We start from the raw sequence: 21871 nt of genomic DNA on the forward strand, positions 1-21871 counted from the left end.
CCAAAAGTGCTTCTGCCTTTGGCGCATTTTTATGAAATGCACAAAAAAGTGCGCGTAAGTTACCAATTTACTTGTAATTTATTGCAAAGATCACACTTCACCTTCTGCGCGATGTGCTTTGCTTTATTTGTATCAGGTCATCCCTTAGGATGAAAAACTGACAGATTCACGAGTAAGGTTCGGCCACAATGGCAGAGGAACTCACTTCAGCGCAAAAACACACTTTGCTTGAAGGTTTAAAACGGCTTGCCGCAGAAGGCAGTGACCAACTTGCGTCGCTGCATGAGCATAGTGCTCCAGTGACTCTCGATCAGCAATCCGTTGGCAGAGTGTCTCGAATTGATGCCATCCAACAGCAACAAATGGCACAAGCCAATGAAGTGCATCTGCTTGAACAACTTAAACGCATAAAGAAAATTTTAGCCGAGCCTGATGAGTATGGCTTTTGTGAAGCGTGCGGAGAAGGCATTGGGTTTCCACGCTTAGAGATCCACCCCACTGCAGCTTTTTGTATCACTTGCCAGGCTGAGAAAGAATAAACACGACGCACTTCGAGGGGATTGAGATGTATCTGTATTTACATGGGTTAGGTTCAGGCGGTCAATCTTCTACCGTTACAGGGCTAAAACAAGCTGGACTCGAGGTGACCTCAGTGGATTACCAACCAGAGTTCTACAGTCAGAGTATTCAAGCATTGACCGACCTCATCATGCAACAACCCATTACCGGTGTTTTAGGGACCTCTATGGGCGGTTACTATGCATTAAAGCTTTCAGAACTCACGGGGCTTCGTGCCGTTGCGGTCAATGTGTGTTTTGAGCCAGCCAAACATTTACAAAAGTACTTACACCAGCCTGCTATGAATTACGTCACGCAACAGCCAATTCGAATCGATCAAGCAATGCTCGACGATTTTGCACCGATAAACCCTGCCTTAACTCCGCTACCGACCATTGTAATCGGTGAGCAAGACGATTTAATTCCCGCGGCCTATCAAAAACAATTCTGCCAAAACAGCCAATGGCCATTTATCACCACAGATTGGGGTCATCGTGTGAGCAATAAAGCAAAATTCGCCGAAATCATCAGAAGTACACGCAGCCAAGGTTAATACAAAACCTATTTAGCGAACGATAGCCTCACGCAATCAATCACTACGTTCGCCCTACCAATCCGCAAATGCTTACTGCCAAGTATGGCACTGTTTCTACCCCATCATGGCGACCGACCACTTCGATCGCATACCTCTAATTAGGTACTTTTACAACCATTTCATGTTCAATTTAAGTGCAATTCCTGCCCTAAACTGCACCTTCGTTGTAATTAAATAACGAGTAAAACCCTACCCATTAAAATTATTTTCTTATAAATCAATGCATAACATCTTTGGCATAAAAAGTGTAATTCCATTGGTAACACAGGTCATGAGTTGATGCTGACGCACATTGCCAAATCCACAAGATGTCAGTAACACAACCATCGGCTCGAGATGCCCGCATGCAACATCTCGCTTTAATGATTTTTACATATACACTTTTTATTGAGAGACGAGGGAGAATAGACAGGATGAAGTCCAATACCGAAGCAATTCTTAGCACTTCAACAACGGCCATTTCAGTAGCAGAAACAGTGCGTGGCACGCAGGAATTTTTACCGAAGTCGAAAAGTCGCTGGCTCAATACACTCAAACTCACGAGTCTTGCACTAGCGTTCTCAACCGCGATGTTTTCCAGCTTAAGTCATGCGGAACTTGGTGAACCGGAAAAGGAAGATCTCACGTTTGGCTTTATCAAATTAACGGATATGGCACCGATTGCCATTGCCTATGAGAAAGGCTATTTCGAAGATGAAGGCCTTTACGTCACCATTGAAGCCCAAGCCAACTGGAAAGTTTTATTAGATGGCGTCATTGATGGACGACTCGATGGCGCTCATATGCTTGCCGGACAGCCAATTGCCGCCACCATGGGTTATGGCACAAAAGCAGAGATTATCACGCCATTCTCTATGGATTTAAATGGCAATGGTATTACCGTTTCCAACGAAGTTTGGAAAAAAATGAAGCCCGGCTTAGCCAAGGATGCTTCGGGCAAACCTGTACATCCAATAAAAGCCGATGCACTTAAGCCCGTTGTTGAGCAATACAATGCGGAAGGAAAGCCTTTCAAAATGGGAATGGTATTCCCTGTCTCTACCCATAACTACGAGCTAAGGTATTGGCTAGCTGCTGGCGGCATTCACCCTGGCTATTACGCGCCACATAAAGGCGATACATCAGGACAGCTTGATGCAGATGCTTTGCTGTCGGTGACCCCGCCACCACAAATGCCGAGCACTCTAGAGTCAGGCACGATTTACGGATACTGTGTGGGGGAGCCTTGGAACCAGCAAGCTGTATTTAAAGGTATTGGGGTTCCGGTAGTCACAGACTATGAAATATGGAAAAACAACCCAGAAAAAGTGTTTGGGATCACCGCAGAGTTTGCCAAAAAGTACCCGAATACCACCATTCGTTTAACCCGCGCTCTTATCCGTGCAGCAAAGTGGCTTGACGACAATAATAACGGCAACCGCCCTGAAGCCGTGAAGATTCTAGCCCAATCAAACTATGTGGGTGCAGATTACGACGTCATAGCCAACAGCATGACAGGCACCTTTGAGTATGAAAAAGGCGATAAACGTGAAGTGCCAGATTTCAATGTGTTCTTCCGCCACCACGCCACGTATCCATACTACTCAGATGCAATTTGGTATCTCACGCAAATGCGTCGCTGGGGTCAGATTTCAGATGATAAAAGTGACGACTGGTATAAGGACCTTGCGAAGAAAGTCTATCGTCCTGATATCTACCAAGCCGCGGCAGAATCGCTTATTGCAGATAAACTAATTGGCAAAGATGAGTTTCCAGATTTCGCGCAGGAAACAGGCTATCGCAAGCCGCAAAAACACTTTATTGACAATATCGTCTATGACGGCACGCAGCCTAATGCATACCTGAGTAAGTTCGCAATTGGCCTTAAAGCAGGTGATCGACTTTAAGCCATCGTTGGGCAGCGTGCTGCCCAACTCAATCTCACTACGTCAGCATCGTATCAAGGATATCTGGAGAGCAAATTATGACAGACTCGACGTCCCTCACCTTCAAATCGACATCAACCAACCCGCGGTTTGAGGCCGCCTATAGTTGGTCGAAACAGATTTTCAAAACGCTGACATTACCCGCTGTAGGCATTGCTGTATTTCTGGTGCTTTGGTCCGCATCGTCCATGAACATTAAAACATCACTCGGCCAGTTTCCGGGGCCCGTTGCCGTCGCCCAGCAATTTGGAACACTGTATGACGAACATATGGAGTCTAGAGAAAAAGAGCAAAAATTTTACGAGCGCTTAGAAAAACGCAACGCGGCTAAATTAGCTAAAGACCCCAATTATCAAGCCAAGCAACGTAAATATACCGGCAAAGAGACATTTGTCGATCAAATTGGCACCAGTTTAATCACTGTCATGAGTGGCTTTTTACTCGCTGCAGCCATTGCGATTCCCCTAGGTATTTGGATGGGGCTAAGCACAACGCTTAATGCAGCCCTCAACCCCATTGTTCAACTATTTAAACCTGTGTCACCTTTAGCTTGGTTACCCCTTGTCACTATGGTTGTGAGTGCAATGTATGTTAGCGATGACCCTTGGGTTGCTAAATCTTTCTTGAACTCAATGCTCACCGTAACCTTATGTAGCCTCTGGCCAATGGTTATTAATACTGCACAGGGGGTATCAACGATTGATGATGACTTGGTCAACGTCAGCAAAGTACTGCGTCTTTCGCCACTGACCCATGTCCGTAAGATTGTTCTTCCAGCATCGATACCAATGATTTTTACCGGCATGCGTTTATCTTTAGGTGTTGCTTGGATGGTACTTATCGCCGCAGAAATGCTGGCGCAAAACCCAGGTTTAGGAAAGTTCGTTTGGGATGAATTCCAAAATGGTAGTTCACAATCTCTTGCTCGAATTATGGCCGCTGTCGTGGTGATCGGCTTTATCGGATTTTTGCTCGATAAAGGCATGCAAAAACTTCAAGCGTGGGTTTCTTGGGATAAATAATCAGCAGAAGAATCGAGCCGTTCACCCACTGTGAGCTCTATAAAAGTTTAGCGATTTAAGGATTTTGAAATGAGTGCATTTTTAGATATCAGCCACATTGATATGACATTTCCCACCCCAAAAGGTGAATTTACGGCATTAAAAGATGTCAATTTACAAATCAAAAAAGGCGAATTTATCTCATTAATTGGCCACTCGGGCTGTGGTAAGTCAACGGTACTGAATGTCGTCGCGGGCTTGCACCAAGCGACGTCCGGCGGCGTCATTCTCAATAAAAAAGAGGTCAAGCAGCCTGGGCCTGAACGGGCGGTGGTCTTTCAAAATCACTCGTTACTGCCGTGGTTGAGCGCTTACCAAAACGTGGAGCTAGCGGTGAAGCAAGTATTCGGTAACAGCAAATCAAAAGCTGAAACCAAAGAATGGATTGAGCACAACCTCAAGCTTGTTCACATGGATCATGCAATGGACAAGCGTCCTGATGAAATATCTGGCGGCATGAAGCAACGCGTGGGGATAGCGAGAGCTCTAGCAATGGAACCCGAAGTACTGCTGATGGATGAGCCATTTGGCGCGCTGGATGCCCTCACGCGTGCCCATATGCAGGACTCATTGATGGAAATTCAAAATGAGCTCAATAATACCGTCATTATGATCACCCATGATGTCGATGAAGCCGTATTACTGTCAGATAAAATCGTGATGATGACCAATGGTCCAGCTGCAACTGTGGGTGAAATTCTGGAAGTCAACCTGCCACGACCGCGCAATCGTCTGGCACTGGCAGAAGATTCTGAATACAACCGCTTGCGCTCAGCTGTATTAACTTTTTTGTATGAAAAACAGCGTAAAGTCGAGGTCATACCAACAGCAGCTAAAACTGAAGCCAAAAATTCAGAGGATGACTCAGCGGCGGCCTCAGCCTAACCGCTTGCTTACGACGATAGATTGAAATGGCCTTCTATTGGCCATTTCAATTCCACTTAGTCCAAGGAACTGCTTTTATTCGCCAGCCTATTTGAACCATTCAGGTCAGATCTCAACGAAGATATTCAGCCCCTCGTATCCATAGGCCCACATGTGTCGATGGCAGAGCTTTTCTCGTACATCCGAATACCGCAAGCAGGCGTTTTGCCTATCCGATGTCATCTCAAACTCACATAGCTGCGCTTACGATGTCACTTATAATATGCGGATATCGAGAGCCTACGGCGGGTAATCGACAAAATGAAATATCAATCTAACCGTTTAGATTGATATTTCGCCCTGCGAGCACCTGTGCTCGTTTTTTCTTCGCCTCACTGATAGAATACGTCAAAAAATCAATCGCTTGACATAAAAGTACTGTGCATATGGCGTATCCAATGGAGTTTGGCGTACCCATACGCGTGATTCAGCACTTTCGTTAGCGCAAAATACATCATCATGTATAGTGCCGACTCAAAGAAAGAGATTTGATGATTAAAATGTTGGGCGCAATGTCTTGGCCTGGTGACAAGGTCAAGACATTGCGCCTTACCCTATCCTTGATCCGGCAACATTGATTCAGCAGCCAAATATACCAACAAGCCACTGAAGGCGGGAGAATATAATGGACAACGGTATGTGGGCCGAGCTAGCGGCCTCGGTTTTTGCCTCATCAGCGATATTTCTTGTTGCTAAAAAACTAAGCCTAAAGCCTTTGAAATGGTGCGTAATTGCTTTTGCGTGTTCTTTCTTAGCCTACTATTTAGCTCATAAAACCTTAATCTATATCACTTATATGGGCCAGATCCCTGCTTTTATTGAAGCACTTCCCACGGCAGAATTTTTTTTCGTGCTTATGGCTTTCAAGGTTTTTGCGTCTTTGATGCCTGTCATCCCCATTAGTCTAGCGATGAAGCATTTTTCTAACGCACACAGCCAGCCTCACGCTAATCTAGACGTCGCTATGTATACGCCAATCCAAATCGCCTTGGGCTCATTTTTGGGAGGGCCAATCTCTGCAATCTATTTTCTGTGGGCGAACTATCAATCATTAGGAAATGACAGGTTTGCGAAACGGACCTTGGTTTTGGGTAGCATGATTATGGTTCCCCTATTTGCAGTGCTTCCATACCTGCCCGACGCCTTTCCTCCCACAATCATCCCCCTCCTTTACGCCATTACTGCACGAGAGCTTTCCCGTAAAACGCAACTGAGTAGCGATGATATTCAAGAGCATGCGGGATTCGTTCGCGCGTCTAATTGGGAAATCATCGCCATTAGTGTGATCGGTCTGATTGCGACCATGATTCTTATTGCCATGTTTGTAAGTCTTCAGTTCGTATAGTTGAAAGAGCCATAAACCGTCGCGTGCATGCAATCGTCAGCGGAGTCCAGCTTGCTAACGCTGCCCTAGGGATTCATCAACTGACAACGGATAGCACAGGCGAACATGCCAGCATTCACGAAATTCAAGAGTGCTCATCAGGACACATAAACCTGCTCTGTGCTTGACGCTCCACAGAAATACTCAGGCTCATTCCAACAAATGAGCCAATCGATTGCGCTCGCGGATCTAAATCAGTCATTCCAACGTATAGCATTACGTCAGCAATTGTGTTTTATCACTTTGCGCATTAATTGAATCCAGTATACTGAATCTCAAGCCATAACTGGCAGGGAGTAAGAGGGAGTTTCATGAGCCAAACGATTGTTGAAATCACCGGATTAAGCAAAAGCTTTAGTGATGGCGAGCAACGTCATCAAGTGTTAAATGGCGTCGACTTATCTGTGGCAACCGGCGACACAGTTGCCCTCACCGGCCCAAGCGGCACTGGAAAAAGCACCCTCCTTAATCTTATCGCCGGATTTGAGCATGCAGATGCTGGGCATATTAAGCTATTGGATCAGGAAACCCACAATTGGCAAGATCGTCAATGGAGCCACTTTCGCCGCGCTGAGCTTGGTATGGTTTTCCAGCAGTTTAACCTACTCTCTCCCCTCAACGTGCGCGACAATATTACTTTTCCTCTCAGCCTATTGGGGAAAAGCTGGCAGCCGTGGTGCGACACCCTAATCGACACCCTTGGCCTTTCAACAGTTCTGGACCGCCGAGTCGAGCAGCTTTCAGGCGGCCAGCAACAAAGAGTGGCCATTGCTCGCGCCCTTGCCCACAAACCGGCATTACTCCTTGCTGATGAACCAACGGGCAATTTAGATCAAAATGCGGGTGAGCAAGTTATGGCACTCCTATGTCAGCTTGCAGCTGAAGCCAATACCAGCATCTTAATGGTCACCCATAGTGAAACCTGCGCTAACTTTATGACCAGACGCTGGCATTTAGACCAAGGCACTGTGCATGAGTAATTTTTTGCGCCTTAGTTGGCATTGCGCTCGAGTATTTGCCGCTCACTATCGCCATGCTCCATTGCAGGCGGGTGGGATCTTGCTTGGCGTGGTTCTAGCCGTCACACTGTTAGTTGGGGTGCGAGCCACCAATGATAATGCTATTCGTAGCTACAGTGAATCCACAGAGCTATTGAGTCAGCGCGCCACGGGTTTACTGCTAGCACAACAGGGCGACCTTGATGAAACCTGGTATTTTAAGCTAAGGCAAAGCCAACTGCAGACCCCATTAGCAGTCGTCACTGGCGTACTAGAGAACAGCCAGGGGCAACGCTGGGAAATGCACGGCAGTGATTTAGTCGCCGCCATGTCCCAGCGTCAGGTCAGCGACACAAATAAAAACTCAGATGGCAAGCAAGCCCAAGCGCCAGTGAACTTTAACCAACTGCCCTTAAACCGTCTGCTCTCTGGCGAGCCATTGCTGCTGATGAGCCAAAGTCTGGCCAAGCGAGCCGCCCCCAATGGCACCTTGCAGCTCAAGCAGCATGATATTCGGGTGCTCTCGGTCAATGATGATCTCGGGCTTGGCAACAATATTGTCGCGGATATTAGTTTTGCTCAGACTCTGCTGGGTAAAACGGGCCGCCTAAGTTATATCGCCCTCTTCGACCCACATCCGCAGCTGGAGACGCTGCTGCAGCAGGCTTTAGGTGAGGGTTATGACCAGCATCTGCGGCTTATAAAACAAGATCAGGGAGAAGCACTCACGGCACTCACCCAAAGCTTCCATCTCAATCTCAATGCCATGAGCTTACTGGCCTTTATTGTTGGGCTTTTTATTGCCTATAACGGCGTGCGCTATTCCCTACTCAAAAGGCAAACTTTACTCGTAAAATTGCTGCAACAAGGGGTAACTCGCCAGGCATTGATGGCAGGTCTTTTGACCGAGTTATTGGCACTGGTGATCCTGGGTTCCTGCGTCGGTTTTGTTACCGGCTTGCAGCTGAGCCAATGGTTGCAGCCTTTGGTGGCGCTAACGTTAGAGCAACTCTATGGCGCACAGCTTCTGCCAGGGCAATTTCAATGGCGTTGGTTATTTCAAGCCATCGTGCTGACTTTAGTTGCGGCTGGCCTTGCCTGTATTCCACTGTATTTGCAGCTCAGCCGCCAACCTTTAGCGCGCAGTGCCACGAGAGTGGCTTTGCAAAGTAGCGCTGAGCGACAAAACCGACGACTCTTTATTCTGGCAACTGTATTGCTCGGCTGCGCCGCCATACTGCTGCCCTTCTCAAACCACTACAAACAAAGCTTATTACTGATGGGGCTGGTGATTGTCGCTATTCCTATGCTGCTACCTTTAGCGTTGCAATATAGTTGCCAGCTTCTAGCCAAGTGGAGCCAAACAATACGACTCAGCATTGAGCAGCGTAATTTACTGCACTACAGTATTGCCGAAACCCGAGAGCTAATTGCCCCACTCTCACTGGCAATGATGGCCATGTTACTGGCTCTTTGCGCCAATATTGCCATGAATACCTTAGTCAGCAGTTTCGATATTACCCTTAGGCAATGGCTCGACAATCGGCTTCATGCAGATGTTTACTTCAGGCCCGCTTTAAGTGACTTCCCCAAGCTGAAGCAGGACTTTGAAAGGCATCCACAGGTTAATGGCATTTTTGAACAGTGGAACGCCCGAATATCATTTCGAGATCAGCCAACGAATATTACTACTCAGGATGAATACTCCCTGCGCAACACCACTGTCCTTAAGGAGCATTTGGATGACTTTTGGCCTGCCTATTTAGCCGGAGAGAGCATACTGATTAGTGAGCCTCTTGCCATCAAGCAAGGCATAAACATGGGTGATAAAGTTGCTTGGGATGACGTGACTGGCCGTTGGTATCAGGATCTCAAACCTCAGATGTCAAAGCACATCGCAAATGGGCAGAACAATACGCCTCGCCCACTCACTGTAGCAGGGGTGTTTTTTGATTACGGTAACCCTCTTGGCGAAATAATGATTGCGGAACCACTATGGCATCAACTCGGTCATCAAGCATATTTAAAAAGCATTGCCATCACGACAACGGCTGACTTTACGCCATTAGTCGAAGCAGTGCAGGCACAATATAATCTCTCCAGTGCCAATGTTTATAGCCAGGGAAAAATTAAAGATCAGGCCATGAAGATGTTTGCCAAAACATTCTCAATTACATCTGTGCTCAATAGCTTAACGCTGCTCGTGGCCGCCATTGGTTTATTTAGTGCTGTGGTGATGTTGACCCAATCCCGTCAAGCCCCGCTAGCACGGCTCTACGCGCTTGGTGTAACGCGACGACAAATTCGCATCAGTGTCTTTGGGCAAATGCTACTAATCATCGGCCTCAGCGCGTTCGTGGCCATTCCCACCGGCTACGCATTAAGTTATTTATTAATTCATAAAGTCACGCTACAAGCATTTGGCTGGAGTATTCCAATGGTCTGGAGCTGGATGGAGTGTATGAAGCTGATGCTGATTGCCCTTGCTACAGGCACAATTGCGGTTAGCCTACCTTTATACTGGCAAACCCGACGTCCCTTAGTTGCCAGCCTACAACAGGAGGCGATGTAGTCTGATGCCACGGAATGTTATGAAACGACTTCAACTTACCACGAGTATAGGCTTAGTGAGCCTAGTCAGTGCATGCTCTCCTCAGCAACAAACACGCGATGAGGGTAAGCTCTCAATTTTAAGCCAGCAACAGCAAGGCTTTGCAACAGTCAGCCCACAAGCAAATTTAAGCTTCCCACGTGATCATCAAGCCCATGAGGATTACAAAGTTGAATGGTGGTACCTCACCGCCAACCTAACCACTGACTCAGGTGAGCCTCTCGGACTGCAGTGGACACAATTTCGAATTGCTTTAGGGACGCCGTTCCCACCCAATGAAGCGGATTTGAACCCTTCCCAGGAATACAACACGAATCTTGCTTCAGAGCCTGCAGCCAACTCGTGGCAAACTCAGCAGCTCTATATGGCACACGCGGCAGTGACCCAGCCCAAGCAACATGTGGCTGCTGAAAAATGGTCACGTGGGCATCCTCAAATCGCTGGCGTATCTAGCACACCGTTGACCATTCAACTCGATAACTGGCGCTGGCAAAGCCAGAGCGAGGCACTATTCCCTGCAACACTTGAAGTACAAGACCAAGCCTTTGCCTATCAATTGCAACTCGATAGCCAGTCCCCACTGCAATTACAAGGAGATGCAGGATACAGCATCAAAACCGCCAACGGTAAGGTTGCTTCTTACTATTATAGTCAGCCGTTTATCGACATTTCGGGAACAATGACCCTCAATGGCAACACGCAAAAGGTCCATGGTAAAGGTTGGCTTGACCGAGAATGGAGCTCGCAATTTTTAACACGCAGCCAGCAAGGTTGGGATTGGTTTGCATTACGCCTCAATGATGGCAGTGCTTTGATGTTGTTTCAGTTGCGGGGCGAAAAAGTGTTTTATAGTGGTCGCAGAATGTATGCCGATGGTCGCGGGGAAAACATCAGTCACGGTGACATTATGATGCAAGTTCGACAATGGCATGAAACCGACCAAGGTCGTTACCCGGTCAACTGGCGTATTGCGATTGCCTCACAAAACATTGATGTAACAATTGAGCCATTAAATGTAAATTCTGCGATGCCTTTAAGCACACAGTATTGGGAAGGTCCAATCGAGGTTCGCGGTAGCCATCAAGGCAATGGTTATATGGAACTCACCGGCTACGAAAAGTAGATGCTTCTTTCTATTACAAATTTATTTTTTGTCGTGATCTAGCACACACTATAACTTTAGTCTTATACGACTAAAGTGGCACCAAAAATGTGAACCATTCTCATTCCAGCCTTGGCTAACACCTGTTTAACGTCTTTGTTCCAATCCTAAACAAACCCCCAACTAAATAAGGCTTTGCGAAAGCATTAGTCTAAATTTCAATCTGCGATTTAGATCACACATAAAAATATGATCTCGATCTATATATACCCCTAATACCTCTTGTGAGGTATACCCACAATTTCTATGAGGTCTAGACTAAATTCTATTCTTGATAGAACCGACTATGCTTATTTAGCTCTTACTAATCCAGAGTCTAGTGAACTAAATTGGTTACCTATCGTTTAAAAGAAAAAAGGTGAAAAGCAAGAGATGACCCAGGAATACCACGTCAGCAGTCTAGTAGTGCTTGTCACACCAGAAGCCATGTCTGAGGTTTCTTCGGAAATCCGTGCCCTTCCAGGCACAGAAATTCATGCCGTGACTGAAGAAGGAAAAGTGATTGTAACCCTTGAAGGTGAAACACAAAAAGCCATCCTCAGTAACGTAGAAAAAATTAACGCTCTGAAAGGAGTGTTATCAAATAGCCTTATCTACCACCAAGTCGAACCATTAGAACAAGAGAGTGAGGAAACACCATGAGCATTAGCCGTCGCGAGTTTCTAAAAGCCAACGCTGCAGTAGCCGCTGCAACCACTGTTGGGGTCACTTTGCCAGTTAAGATTGTTGAAGCAGCTGAGCAAAAAGACAACATCAAGTGGGACAAAGCACCTTGCCGTTTTTGCGGTGTAGGTTGTAGTGTTTTGGTTGGCACCAGAGGGGGCAACATCGTTGCAACCAAAGGTGACCCAGAAAGTCCTGTCAACAAAGGCCTAAACTGTATCAAAGGCTACTTCCTGTCGAAAATCATGTACGGTAAAGACCGTCTGAGCTCGCCACTTCTTCGTATGAAGGATGGCAAGTATGACAAGGAAGGTGAGTTCACCCCAGTAAGCTGGGATGTGGCACTTGATACCATGGCTGACAAATGGAAAGAGTCTATCCAGAAAAAAGGTCCTACTTCTGTAGGTATGTTTGGTTCTGGTCAATGGACAGTTTGGGAAGGATACGCAGCGTCTAAGCTTCATAAAGCTGGTTTCCGTACCAACAACATCGATCCAAACGCACGTCACTGTATGGCGTCTGCTGTAGGTGGCTTTATGCGTACCTTCGGTATTGATGAGCCAATGGGTTGTTACGACGATATCGAAGCCGGTCAAAACTTCGTGCTTTGGGGTTGTAACATGGCAGAAATGCACCCAATCCTATGGGCTCGCCTCTCTGACCGCCGTCTAAGCAATAAAGATGCTCGTGTTCACGTTCTTTCGACGTACGAAAACCGTAGCTTCGACTTGGCCGATAACCCAATGGTATTCGAGCCACAGACTGACATGATCATTCTGAACTTCATTGCCAACTACATTATCCAAAATGGTGGCGTGAACAAAGACTTCGTTAAGAAACACACGAAGTTTGTAAAAGGTACAACTGATATCGGTTATGGCCTACGTCCTGATCATCCACTTGAGAAAGCAGCGAAGAACCCAGGTAATGGTAAGTCTAAGCCTATTTCTTTCGATGAGTACGCAAAGTTTGTAAGCACTTACACCCTTGAGTACGCAGCGAAGATGAGTAAGGTTCCAGCTGAGAACCTACTCAAGCTTGCTAAAGCTTATGCTGATCCTAAGCAAAAAGTTATGAGCTTATGGACAATGGGTGTAAACCAGCATACTCGTGGTGTTTGGACCAACAACATGTTGTACAACATCCACTTGCTAACCGGTAAGATCTCGACTCCAGGTAACAGTCCATTCTCTCTAACAGGTCAGCCTTCTGCTTGTGGTACTGCACGTGAAGTGGGTACATTCGCACACCGTCTACCTGCTGACATGGTTGTGAAGAAGAAGCCACACCGTGATCTGACTGAGAAGCTATGGCAACTTCCTGAAGGAACGATTCCGCCGAAGCCTGGTTACCACGCTGTATTGCAAAGCCGTATGTTGAAAGATGGCAAGCTGAACTGTTACTGGACAATGTGTACCAACAACATGCAAGCGGGACCAAACATCAACGATGAAATCTACCCAGGTTTCCGTAACCCAGAAAACTTCATTGTTGTTTCTGACCCATACCCAACAGTCACTGCAACTGCCGCTGACTTGATTCTACCAACAGCAATGTGGGTAGAGAAAGAAGGTGCATACGGTAACGCTGAGCGTCGTACACAAATGTGGCACCAGCAAGTGAAAGCACATGACGGCGCGAAGTCTGACTTGTGGCAGCTTGTTGAGTTCTCGAAGCGCTTCAAAGTATCTGAAGTATGGCCAGCAGAGCTTATTGCGAAGAAGCCTGAGTATGCAGATAAGACTCTATATGACGTGCTATTTGCTAACGGTGTTGTTGATAAGTTCCCTGTTTCTGACTGTAAAGGCGACATGAACGAAGAGTCTGAAGATTTCGGCTTCTATGTTCAAAAAGGTCTATACGAAGAGTATGCACAGTTCACGCGCGGTCATAAGCATGACCTTGCTGACTTTGATACTTACCACGCGGGTCGCGGTCTACGCTGGCCTGTTGTGAACGGCAAAGAAACACTACGTCGCTTCGTACAAGGCGATCCATATGTGAAGCCAGGTGAAGACTTTAGCTTCTACGGTAAGCCAGACAAGAAAGCGGTTATCTTCGCACTGCCATATGAGCCAGCTGCTGAGTCTCCAAACGAAGAATACGATCTATGGATGTCTACAGGTCGTGTCCTTGAGCATTGGCATACAGCTTCAATGACTGCACGTGTACCTGAGCTGCAACGTGCATATGCTGATGCACAAGTATTTATGCACCCAGAAGATGCGCGTAAGCGTGGTCTGAAACGTGGCGACGAAGTGATTGTTGCTTCTCCACGTGGCGAAGTGAGAACTCGTGTTGAAACGAAGGGCCGTAACAAGCCACCAGTAGGCTTAGTATTTATGCCGTTCTTCGATGCGCGTCAATTGGTCAACAAACTTATTCTAGATGCAACTGATCCACTGTCGAAAGAGACAGATTTCAAGAAGTGTCCAGTTAAGGTTATGAAGGCCTAAGTTTTAACTTAAACGCATAAACAAAGAGAAATTAGTCATGAGTAACACGAATAGTAAATCAACCAAGGCAAGCGACTTTAATCGTCGCAAGTTCCTCGCGACATCAGCCAAAGCTGGCTGTGTCATGGGCTTGGTTGGTTTAGGGTTGACGGCAACGGCGACACAGTCGAGCCAAAGAGACCCGTTTGCTATTCGTCCTCCTGGCGCCCTTGATGAAGAGGACTTCCTCTCATCTTGTGTTCGCTGTGGCTTATGTGTCGAGGCTTGCCCTTACGACACCCTAAAACTAGCCCGCTGGTTTGAAGGCGCAGCCACAGGAACACCTTTCTTTACTGCACGCGAAATACCTTGTGAGATGTGTGACGATATTCCCTGTGTCAAAGTTTGTCCTTCGGGCGCGCTAGACCACAGTCTTGAGGATATCGATGACTCAAAAATGGGTATTGCAGTTCTGATTGATGAGAAGAATTGTCTCAACTTTAAAGGCTTACGATGTGATGTTTGTTACCGGGTTTGCCCGTTAATCGACAACGCGATAACCCTAGAACGCCAACGTAACCACAAAAGTGGTCACCACGCGATGTTCCTTCCTACTGTCAACAGTGATACTTGTACTGGCTGCGGTAAATGCGAACGAGCTTGCGTTACGGAAGAAGCGGTTATCAAAGTATTGCCTGCAAAAGTTGCCTTGGGTCGTTCCGCGGCACATGACACCTACGAAAACACAGAAAAAACAACACTAGAGATGTTAAATAAGGGGCTATCGATATGAGTAAGAACATCGCCAATAGCCAAACAAAGTCAGACAAGTTTGCCCAAGCCGCAGTTGATGAACTGGGCTGGTGGGGCGCGCATAAGTTTTTAATCTTACGCCGCTTATCGCAACTGCTGGTACTTGCCTTATTTGCCATAGGCCCTTGGTTTGGCCTTTGGTTCTTCAAAGGAAACCTCTCTTCCAGCGAGCTACTTGGGGTTATTCCACTCACTGATCCGTTAGTAACAATGCAAGTGTTACTCACAGGACATTGGCCGGAAGTGACGCTGTTAATTGGCGCAGCCATTATCATTGCATTTTATGCCGTGGTTGGTGGTCGCACCTTTTGTAGCTGGGTTTGCCCAGTCAATATTATTACCGACTGTGCAAGCTGGATAAGACGTAAACTCAAGCTCCCTCGCACCAGCGAGATGCCAAGAAACTTACGTTATTACCTACTGGCGTTAGTCCTGATACTACCAATTTTGACCGGTTTTACGGTCTGGGAATGGGCCAACCCTGTTCCCATCGTATACCGAGCCATTTTGTTTAGTGCAGGTAGCGGTTTGTGGATTCTTGCTGCCATCTTCTTGCTCGATTTACTTGTTGTTGAACGAGCTTGGTGCAGCCATTTGTGTCCTACAGGTGCCATGTTTTCCCTGATTGGCAAAACGAGTCCAATCAAAGTCTCTGCGGTTAATGCTGAGGCTTGCGATAACTGTATGGATTGTTTCACTGTTTGCCCTGAGCGTCAGGTGCTAAAACCTGTACTCAAGAAAGGCAGTACCCAACCCATGATAATGGACAGTGATTGCACCCTCTGCGGACGATGTATCGATGTTTGTGCGCCTCGCGTATTTCAGTATAAAAACCGATTTCAACAACGAGATCTAAATCGAATTGCCCTAAAGGCGGAGAACAACCAATGAAAAAAGTACTCACTTTAGCCGCGCTCATGTTGGCAGTCAGCGCTTGTACCGGCCAACAAGCTGAGCCTCAAGCTAAACCTGTGAACGTTGCCTCACTTGCTGGCGATAGCCAAATTACAGATGTACGTCCTGCTGATGCAATGCCGACTTACCCGAAACGCGGAATGTCGATTGAGCGTAACTACATTGAGCAGCCACCACTCATTCCACACAGAGACGATTACACAATCGGTCTGAACCAGAATAAGTGTATGACTTGTCATAGCTGGGACAAAGCAGAGAAAATGAAAGCTACACCAGTTGCAAAGTCTCACGTTGTGAATGCACAAGGTAAACTGAACGGTCAGAACTATTTCTGTACTCAGTGTCACGTTGCCCAAGCAGACAACAAGCAAGCAATTGTTGAGAACGTATTCTCAACTAAATAATTGCAAGGCTCCTTGCAATATGAGCCTTTATTGAACAAAAGCCACCTCATTTGAGGTGGCTTTTTCATATACAAGCGAAAGTACTTGCTAAGTCATTCAATTGGTTTATTTTAGAGTCAAGATTAACGTTGAGAGGTGCCCCTTCAATGAAGAAATATAAGCACGAAGCACAACTGTTAAAGCTCGCACTGGAAATTGGTACTGGCTATGCAAAAAAGCGCGGGTATGCCGAGTTTGACCCTGGAATTTCAGTCAAAGACAAAGTGGAATGTATCTACAGACTCTTGATAAAAGACCAACTGATCCAACCCCTACCAAAAGATAAAGAAGATGGACCAGGTATGAAACACCGTTTGGTTGTGTGGATAGCCAAACAACTGCCAGAGACCCACGAACTACTGAACTGATCATCGCACCGGTGGAAGATCACCAGCTTAAAGCTTACGATCTTCTTCAAACCTCTGTTTAAAGATGCGAGCGCGACGCACCAGTTTATGATTATTCTCACAACCACGAAATCGAAGCTCACAACTCATCGATTCCAACATTGAAATCGCCTCTTCTAATAAAGATTCCGTTTGCGCCAATTGAATATGCAAGCGCTCATTTTGCTCTTGTAGATTATTCACAATCGACTCCTGTACGACACTTTTCAAAGATTTGAATATTTAGTTGATAACTTGCCATGGGATGTGCTGAAAACTCGATATGGTAAAAGGCTTCATCGGCGAAAGTGCACACCAATGCCTGCTCGACACTCTTGCTATCACGGGGAATGGGTTTACTCATTACATCGTCGCCAGAAACTGTCCAATACAGCGCAGCTTCATCCGACATAACTTCTATCACATGGCACCACTCTTTCACTAGCATACCAGTGACGCGGTTGATCTGTTCACCACCCACTCTATCAATGGATTGGAATCTGGGGTTCAGCGGGGAAAGAACAATATATTGAGTTTGACGGCTTGTTCTTTTGCGCTCATGAAAAACATCCGCATGTTGGTTACCGTCAATGAGTGCGTCAGCAGAGGCGCTTAGCATCATAGATAAACCACAGAGACTAGCAAAAACTGCTTTGCAAACCATACGTTGCATACCCAATATCCGACAAGGTTACCGAATGCCATGGTAACAACGTATGAAAAATATGCTGTGATCTATTACAGATAAAAAAACCCCGAGTCTATACAGACTCGGGGCGGAAATGAGGTGTTAAGCCTCTAGCCAACTAAATAAGTAAACTAAACAGAGTCGATTCGGGGCAAATGACCAACCACAGTCTGAATCAGGCACATCCAACTTTGCGCATGCTTGACCGCTCCAAATCGATAAATTCAGCATAGCAACGGCTTGTTTATTTTTAAAATGAATAATACACATCACATACATTCCAATGTAGAATGCACTAGTTAGTGACTAAAAAGGTTAATAAAACAGCAGATTGGATTAGTGCTGTTGCCAAAAATCACTTAATTTAAAGGGGAAGTTGTGCAGATAACGAGGGTATTAGACCAAAGTCATTTTGCGGGCAAGTACAACAACAACACTCTCGAATTAATCAAAAGTGTGACCCATCCTCACGAAATCGCAGAATAACAAATCGCAGGCTAGATCCGGCTCACGGTAATAAAAAGCCCAAATTTAGTACAATGAAAAAACTCTATACCATGGATTCCAATCAAGAATGAATATACCAATTAAGACTCTGCAGTGTTTTTTAACACTTGTGGAAACGGGTAACTTTACCCGTGCTGCTGAGCAGCTTTATATCACTCAGCCCACAATCAGTAAAATGATCCAGCGTCTTGAAGAAACCTTGGGCCAGCAATTACTCATTCGCAATAACCAAAAAGTTGAACTGACCCAAGCTGGGATTCTATTTCAACACAGTGCCAATCAAATGGTTGGGCAATGGCATCGACTGCAAGAAGATATCAGTAATCTCACCGGTCTCAAAACTGGTCGTTTACGCCTAGGCGTCTGCCCAATGATGAGCAGTCTAACCATCAGTCTATTAAATCGATTCCGAGAAAAGTTTCCTGGTGTAGAGATCCAGATGCAAGAATTCGGAGGCTTTGGTTGTGAGCAAGCATTACTCCACGATACTTTAGATATCGCGTTTACAGCGTTACCAGTGACCCATGAAGAGCATATCTCTAGTCAACTGCTGGTACGGTACCCTTTGCTGGTTTGCTTGCCGAAAGACAACCCTTTTAAAGAAAAAGAGTTTCTCACCTGGGAAGATATTGCTAGCCAACCATTTATCAATTACAACGAAGATTTTTCGTTGGCGAAGCTGATCTCTCGCCTCAGCAAAGAGGCAGGCTATAAACTCAACGTTGCTTTCAGAAGTGGTCAGTGGGATTTTCTAGCAGCAATGGTCGAGGCAAATATGGGGCTAGCGCTATTACCCCAACCGATCTGTGACCGCCTGCCACAAGACAAACTTGACTTTAAACCGATGGAGCCACCACTGGCATGGGATATTGCCCTCATGTGGCGAAATAACTTACCACTGACACCAGCGGCCAAAGCACTCATCGATGTCGGTAAGGAAAAGTTCCCAGCAATATCGCAGACATAAAAAACCCCGAGCTATGGTAAGCTCGGGGTGAATGAGGTATGTGTAGCCTCTAGCCAACTAATCAATATAACGCAACCAACGTAATATAACTTTGCAAGGCTTTCGCTGGGGGTGATGACAAAACCAGCTAGCATTCCTTGCTTCGTTGTCCTTCTGTATGTCACTAGCAGAAATTGAGGGAGTTTCCGCCTAACTTAGTGATAAAACACACGTCGAAACAACTTAAACCTTTTCATCAATGGGGTCATTCATTGATGATGTTTAACACAATAATCGGTAAACCAATACGGGTACAATGAATTAATTAAATGCACTAAATTCCATTTAAGAATGTGCATATAGATCAATGAAGTAGTGTGTTTTTTGTACAGCGATCGGCATAAAATATTTTATTCTTTCCTAAATAAGACTCAATGATTTCACTAATCTTCAAGTAAAACTGTTTATGTTTCTTGGGCTTACTCGCGTCTATTTATAGATAGTACTGACACTCATGCATAGATACATTCCAAAACGGCATTGCACTTCATCGCTCTTGAGATCCAAATCGATCCCGCGAACAAAACTCTACCCCAAATGATATATCCATTAAATATCAGTCTTGAGCATGAGAAATAATCTCTGCAACAATTTCACACTAGACCTTGGTCTAAACAACGCACCCATCACTTAAAAACCCTTACCACTCAAGTGGTTGATTAACATTAGAAAAACAGCTTTCGCTAATACATTGTTTTTGCGGCAAATTCCCACGAAAACAAACAGAGCAAAAATTGATTTAAATCAAAGAAACCATCGGGAAGCACTGGTAGAAATGAACATACATTCACTGAAACGCAATATCACTGTTGGAGTAGTACAATGATTGGAATTCAAATCACACAGGCTGAACAAGCAAACCTAGTAAATTCTCTATGGTTATTGGACCAAGATAAGCAAGAAGCACGTTGTGTCGCAGCTCAAGATAAAGAGCAAACTGACAAAGTAGTAAGCATTGATTCTCTTGGTAAGTTTGAGTACCGTGAAGTGCCTGTAAAGAATGAGTCAGAGCGCGAAGGTGGCCAACACCTAAACGTAAACGTGATGACTAAAGAAACGCTAGAAGACGCGATTGAGAACCCAGACAAGTACCCACAGCTAACGGTACGTGTATCTGGCTACGCAGTTCGCTTCAACTCGCTAACGCCTGAGCAGCAACAAGATATCATTAAGCGTACTTTCACTGCTTCTATGTAATCTCTACGCTCCGAGCGTAACCCCCAAATCCCCAGAAAAATCGCAGCTTACGCTGCGATTTTTTTTACGACCAGATAAGGCTTTCTATAGTGACGAAACGATATACAACTCGAACCTATTTATCTTTGGGTTTTCTAGTTTAATCAAAGGGGAAATAGACAGGCAATGACCAACCACCACAAGCCATTCAAACCAAAATATTTCGAAGAAACCAAGCAATAACTGAAACCCAAGGAATACCAAGCAAGAAATTTGTCAAAACGAATGCAAAGGAAAACGAAAGCTATACTTAAAATGGCATACTACTACCGAAGCAATGCTGGTCTTTGCAATCAACTGCTGCATTCCTCTGGTCTTGCTGGGTAAAATTCGGCTCATTGCCATAGGCACTCAAAACCACAGTCTAAACCACGGTGCCACTGTAACCTCTTATTGAAGAGATTGTATCTTTAAAGCCAGTTTCTCGGTGTGCCTTAGTAACTCTATATCTCCAGCTTTGCCATGCCCTGGCACGACGACTTCAATGTTCGGGTATTTTTGAATTACATTTTGAATTGAATCTGGCCATGCTTGAACAGAAGCATCTTCTGTATTCCCCAAACTTTTGCTTTCCAAGCTTTTAACAAAACACCCCCCAAATAGAATGCTTTTTTGAGGCAGCCAAACAACTACATTGTCTACGGTATGTCCTGCTCCAGGATAAAATATTTCAATGGCATCGCTCACCAACTGAAATGTACTACTGGTAATTTCACTATTGGCTGGTTCTCTGCCTTTTATTCGTAGAAGATCGTTCGTTTTCGCGGTCGCATAGGTCTTAACTCTAGATTGGTTCAGAAATGATAAACCACCGCTCGCGTCTTCATGAAAGTGAGTGATTATTGCGCTTTTAGGATAGAACCCTTTTGACTCAATCCAATTCACGAGCTGTTGTGTATCTCCTTGTGACCAAGGAGTATCGATAATATATGCGTCCTTTCCATCCACAACAATTAGCCCTGATGCACTGACCATTCCCCAAGGCTCTATGGTTTGGTAGGAAACGTGCTGATAGACATTGTCTGCGATTTTTTTAATTTTTAACGACTGTTCATCTGCTGAAGCAACTACTGAAAAGAGCCAAAATACGATAAAAATATTTCTTATCATCACAACATTCTCCCACCATTCAATCGTTCATCAGTGGCATTACTCACACGTTTAAACCACAGAATACTCTAACACAGGCAGCCGTTTTTAAATCACATAGTCCTCCAATTTGCATGCGTTTACACAAATAAAGCGTGGATAAACATGTTCAAGAAATCAAGAACTGCTAATCATCCATGAATAGGCATATTAAATAGGTAGCTACAGCTTAATGTGCATTTTTGAATCATGAAAACATAACTTTAGTGCATGACCTAAACCCTGTTTGGTCAATTAAGAGTTGCTAGAATCGACTGAAAAACAGTGGATTGAATAGTAATCCTGACTTATGTATCCAGCACAATATTTTGAGAAAGCTATCGCTTCATACTTTGGACTTATTTTCGAATAATTGCATTGTAAAAAAAGTAACGAAATTATAGCTTTTGATTAACAAAACAATGCAAGGCGA

At 45.3% G+C, this 21871-nt stretch carries 20 protein-coding genes; 17 read left to right on the forward strand and 3 right to left on the reverse strand.

From position 1 onward, the window contains the following. The first annotated feature begins 188 nt into the window (after positions 1–188). From IEY18_RS07310 to IEY18_RS07380, 15 genes are all read left to right on the forward strand, one after another. Positions 189–539: a TraR/DksA C4-type zinc finger protein gene (locus IEY18_RS07310; protein ID WP_188919342.1), complete on the forward strand. Its 351-nt coding sequence runs from the start codon at positions 189–191 to the stop codon at positions 537–539. A gap of 26 nt (positions 540–565) precedes the next feature. Next, on the forward strand, positions 566–1111 hold the full coding sequence (locus IEY18_RS07315; protein ID WP_188919344.1) for a YqiA/YcfP family alpha/beta fold hydrolase: 546 nt from the start codon (positions 566–568) through the stop codon (positions 1109–1111). Positions 1112–1722: 611 nt separating this feature from the next. Further along, on the forward strand, positions 1723–3039 hold the full coding sequence (locus IEY18_RS07320; protein ID WP_229779798.1) for a CmpA/NrtA family ABC transporter substrate-binding protein: 1317 nt from the start codon (positions 1723–1725) through the stop codon (positions 3037–3039). A 77-nt stretch (positions 3040–3116) separates the two neighbouring features. After that, complete coding sequence (locus IEY18_RS07325; RefSeq protein ID WP_188919348.1) at positions 3117–4100, forward strand: ABC transporter permease; 984 nt, start codon at positions 3117–3119, stop codon at positions 4098–4100. 69 nt (positions 4101–4169) lie between these two features. Next, positions 4170–5024, forward strand: coding sequence for an ABC transporter ATP-binding protein (locus IEY18_RS07330; RefSeq protein ID WP_188919350.1), 855 nt, complete (start codon positions 4170–4172; stop codon positions 5022–5024). Positions 5025–5688: 664 nt separating this feature from the next. Further along, a complete protein-coding gene (locus IEY18_RS07335; protein WP_188919352.1) occupies positions 5689–6408 on the forward strand; it encodes a hypothetical protein in 720 nt (239 codons plus the stop codon). Between the two features lie 350 nt (positions 6409–6758). After that, a complete protein-coding gene (locus tag IEY18_RS07340; RefSeq protein WP_188919354.1) occupies positions 6759–7427 on the forward strand; it encodes an ABC transporter ATP-binding protein in 669 nt (222 codons plus the stop codon). Further along, positions 7420–10017, forward strand: coding sequence for an ABC transporter permease (locus IEY18_RS07345; protein ID WP_188919356.1), 2598 nt, complete (start codon positions 7420–7422; stop codon positions 10015–10017). The genes IEY18_RS07340 and IEY18_RS07345 overlap by 8 nt, the downstream gene beginning before the upstream one ends. Before the next feature lie 19 nt (positions 10018–10036). After that, positions 10037–11179 (forward strand): lipocalin-like domain-containing protein, encoded by a 1143-nt coding sequence (locus IEY18_RS07350; RefSeq protein ID WP_229779777.1) that lies wholly within the window; start codon positions 10037–10039, stop codon positions 11177–11179. A gap of 411 nt (positions 11180–11590) precedes the next feature. Beyond that, positions 11591–11860, forward strand: coding sequence for a chaperone NapD (locus IEY18_RS07355; protein ID WP_188919360.1), 270 nt, complete (start codon positions 11591–11593; stop codon positions 11858–11860). Next, on the forward strand, positions 11857–14337 hold the full coding sequence (gene napA, locus IEY18_RS07360; RefSeq protein ID WP_188919362.1) for a nitrate reductase catalytic subunit NapA: 2481 nt from the start codon (positions 11857–11859) through the stop codon (positions 14335–14337). The genes IEY18_RS07355 and napA overlap by 4 nt, the downstream gene beginning before the upstream one ends. 37 nt (positions 14338–14374) lie before the next feature. Then, entirely contained in the window at positions 14375–15109 is a 735-nt protein-coding gene (napG, locus tag IEY18_RS07365; protein ID WP_188919365.1) for a ferredoxin-type protein NapG, read from the forward strand. Further along, a complete protein-coding gene (gene napH, locus IEY18_RS07370; protein WP_188919367.1) occupies positions 15106–16020 on the forward strand; it encodes a quinol dehydrogenase ferredoxin subunit NapH in 915 nt (304 codons plus the stop codon). Before napG ends, napH begins: the two co-directional genes overlap by 4 nt. After that, on the forward strand, positions 16017–16448 hold the full coding sequence (locus IEY18_RS07375) for a nitrate reductase cytochrome c-type subunit (RefSeq protein WP_188919369.1): 432 nt from the start codon (positions 16017–16019) through the stop codon (positions 16446–16448). The genes napH and IEY18_RS07375 overlap by 4 nt, the downstream gene beginning before the upstream one ends. Positions 16449–16594: 146 nt before the next feature. Further along, on the forward strand, positions 16595–16855 hold the full coding sequence (locus IEY18_RS07380) for a DUF5062 family protein (protein ID WP_188919371.1): 261 nt from the start codon (positions 16595–16597) through the stop codon (positions 16853–16855). 27 nt (positions 16856–16882) lie between these two features. On the opposite strand, the gene IEY18_RS07385 is transcribed toward IEY18_RS07380, so the two are convergent. Then, positions 16883–17077, reverse strand: coding sequence for a hypothetical protein (locus IEY18_RS07385; protein WP_188919373.1), 195 nt, complete (start codon positions 17075–17077; stop codon positions 16883–16885). Continuing rightward, positions 17070–17495: a hypothetical protein gene (locus IEY18_RS07390; protein ID WP_188919375.1), complete on the reverse strand. Its 426-nt coding sequence runs from the start codon at positions 17493–17495 to the stop codon at positions 17070–17072. Before IEY18_RS07390 ends, IEY18_RS07385 begins: the two co-directional genes overlap by 8 nt. Before the next feature lie 640 nt (positions 17496–18135). Here IEY18_RS07390 and IEY18_RS07395 point away from each other — a divergent pair. Further along, the gene (locus tag IEY18_RS07395; protein WP_188919377.1) at positions 18136–19035 is read left to right on the forward strand and encodes a LysR family transcriptional regulator; all 900 of its coding nucleotides are present in this window, start codon (positions 18136–18138) and stop codon (positions 19033–19035) included. An 861-nt stretch (positions 19036–19896) separates the two neighbouring features. After that, entirely contained in the window at positions 19897–20271 is a 375-nt protein-coding gene (gene grcA, locus IEY18_RS07400; protein ID WP_188919379.1) for an autonomous glycyl radical cofactor GrcA, read from the forward strand. A 429-nt stretch (positions 20272–20700) separates the two neighbouring features. Here grcA and bla read toward each other — a convergent pair whose 3' ends face one another. Next, the gene (bla, locus tag IEY18_RS07405) at positions 20701–21420 is read right to left on the reverse strand and encodes a subclass B1 metallo-beta-lactamase (RefSeq protein WP_188920011.1); all 720 of its coding nucleotides are present in this window, start codon (positions 21418–21420) and stop codon (positions 20701–20703) included. Positions 21421–21871: the final 451 nt, after the last annotated feature.

The sequence above is a fragment of the Shewanella gelidii genome (assembly GCF_014647855.1).
Classification (GTDB): Bacteria; Pseudomonadota; Gammaproteobacteria; order Enterobacterales; family Shewanellaceae; genus Shewanella; species Shewanella gelidii.

Coding starts and splice junctions, on each gene's coding strand:
- IEY18_RS07310 (WP_188919342.1), top strand. CDS start 189: ATGGCAGAGGAACTCACTTCAGCGCAAAAACACACTTTGCTTGAAGGT.
- IEY18_RS07315 (WP_188919344.1), top strand. CDS start 566: ATGTATCTGTATTTACATGGGTTAGGTTCAGGCGGTCAATCTTCTACC.
- IEY18_RS07320 (WP_229779798.1), top strand. CDS start 1,723: ATGTTTTCCAGCTTAAGTCATGCGGAACTTGGTGAACCGGAAAAGGAA.
- IEY18_RS07325 (WP_188919348.1), top strand. CDS start 3,117: ATGACAGACTCGACGTCCCTCACCTTCAAATCGACATCAACCAACCCG.
- IEY18_RS07330 (WP_188919350.1), top strand. CDS start 4,170: ATGAGTGCATTTTTAGATATCAGCCACATTGATATGACATTTCCCACC.
- IEY18_RS07335 (WP_188919352.1), top strand. CDS start 5,689: ATGGACAACGGTATGTGGGCCGAGCTAGCGGCCTCGGTTTTTGCCTCA.
- IEY18_RS07340 (WP_188919354.1), top strand. CDS start 6,759: ATGAGCCAAACGATTGTTGAAATCACCGGATTAAGCAAAAGCTTTAGT.
- IEY18_RS07345 (WP_188919356.1), top strand. CDS start 7,420: ATGAGTAATTTTTTGCGCCTTAGTTGGCATTGCGCTCGAGTATTTGCC.
- IEY18_RS07350 (WP_229779777.1), top strand. CDS start 10,037: ATGAAACGACTTCAACTTACCACGAGTATAGGCTTAGTGAGCCTAGTC.
- IEY18_RS07355 (WP_188919360.1), top strand. CDS start 11,591: ATGACCCAGGAATACCACGTCAGCAGTCTAGTAGTGCTTGTCACACCA.
- napA (WP_188919362.1), top strand. CDS start 11,857: ATGAGCATTAGCCGTCGCGAGTTTCTAAAAGCCAACGCTGCAGTAGCC.
- napG (WP_188919365.1), top strand. CDS start 14,375: ATGAGTAACACGAATAGTAAATCAACCAAGGCAAGCGACTTTAATCGT.
- napH (WP_188919367.1), top strand. CDS start 15,106: ATGAGTAAGAACATCGCCAATAGCCAAACAAAGTCAGACAAGTTTGCC.
- IEY18_RS07375 (WP_188919369.1), top strand. CDS start 16,017: ATGAAAAAAGTACTCACTTTAGCCGCGCTCATGTTGGCAGTCAGCGCT.
- IEY18_RS07380 (WP_188919371.1), top strand. CDS start 16,595: ATGAAGAAATATAAGCACGAAGCACAACTGTTAAAGCTCGCACTGGAA.
- IEY18_RS07390 (WP_188919375.1), bottom strand. CDS start 17,495: ATGATGCTAAGCGCCTCTGCTGACGCACTCATTGACGGTAACCAACAT.
- IEY18_RS07395 (WP_188919377.1), top strand. CDS start 18,136: ATGAATATACCAATTAAGACTCTGCAGTGTTTTTTAACACTTGTGGAA.
- grcA (WP_188919379.1), top strand. CDS start 19,897: ATGATTGGAATTCAAATCACACAGGCTGAACAAGCAAACCTAGTAAAT.
- bla (WP_188920011.1), bottom strand. CDS start 21,420: ATGATAAGAAATATTTTTATCGTATTTTGGCTCTTTTCAGTAGTTGCT.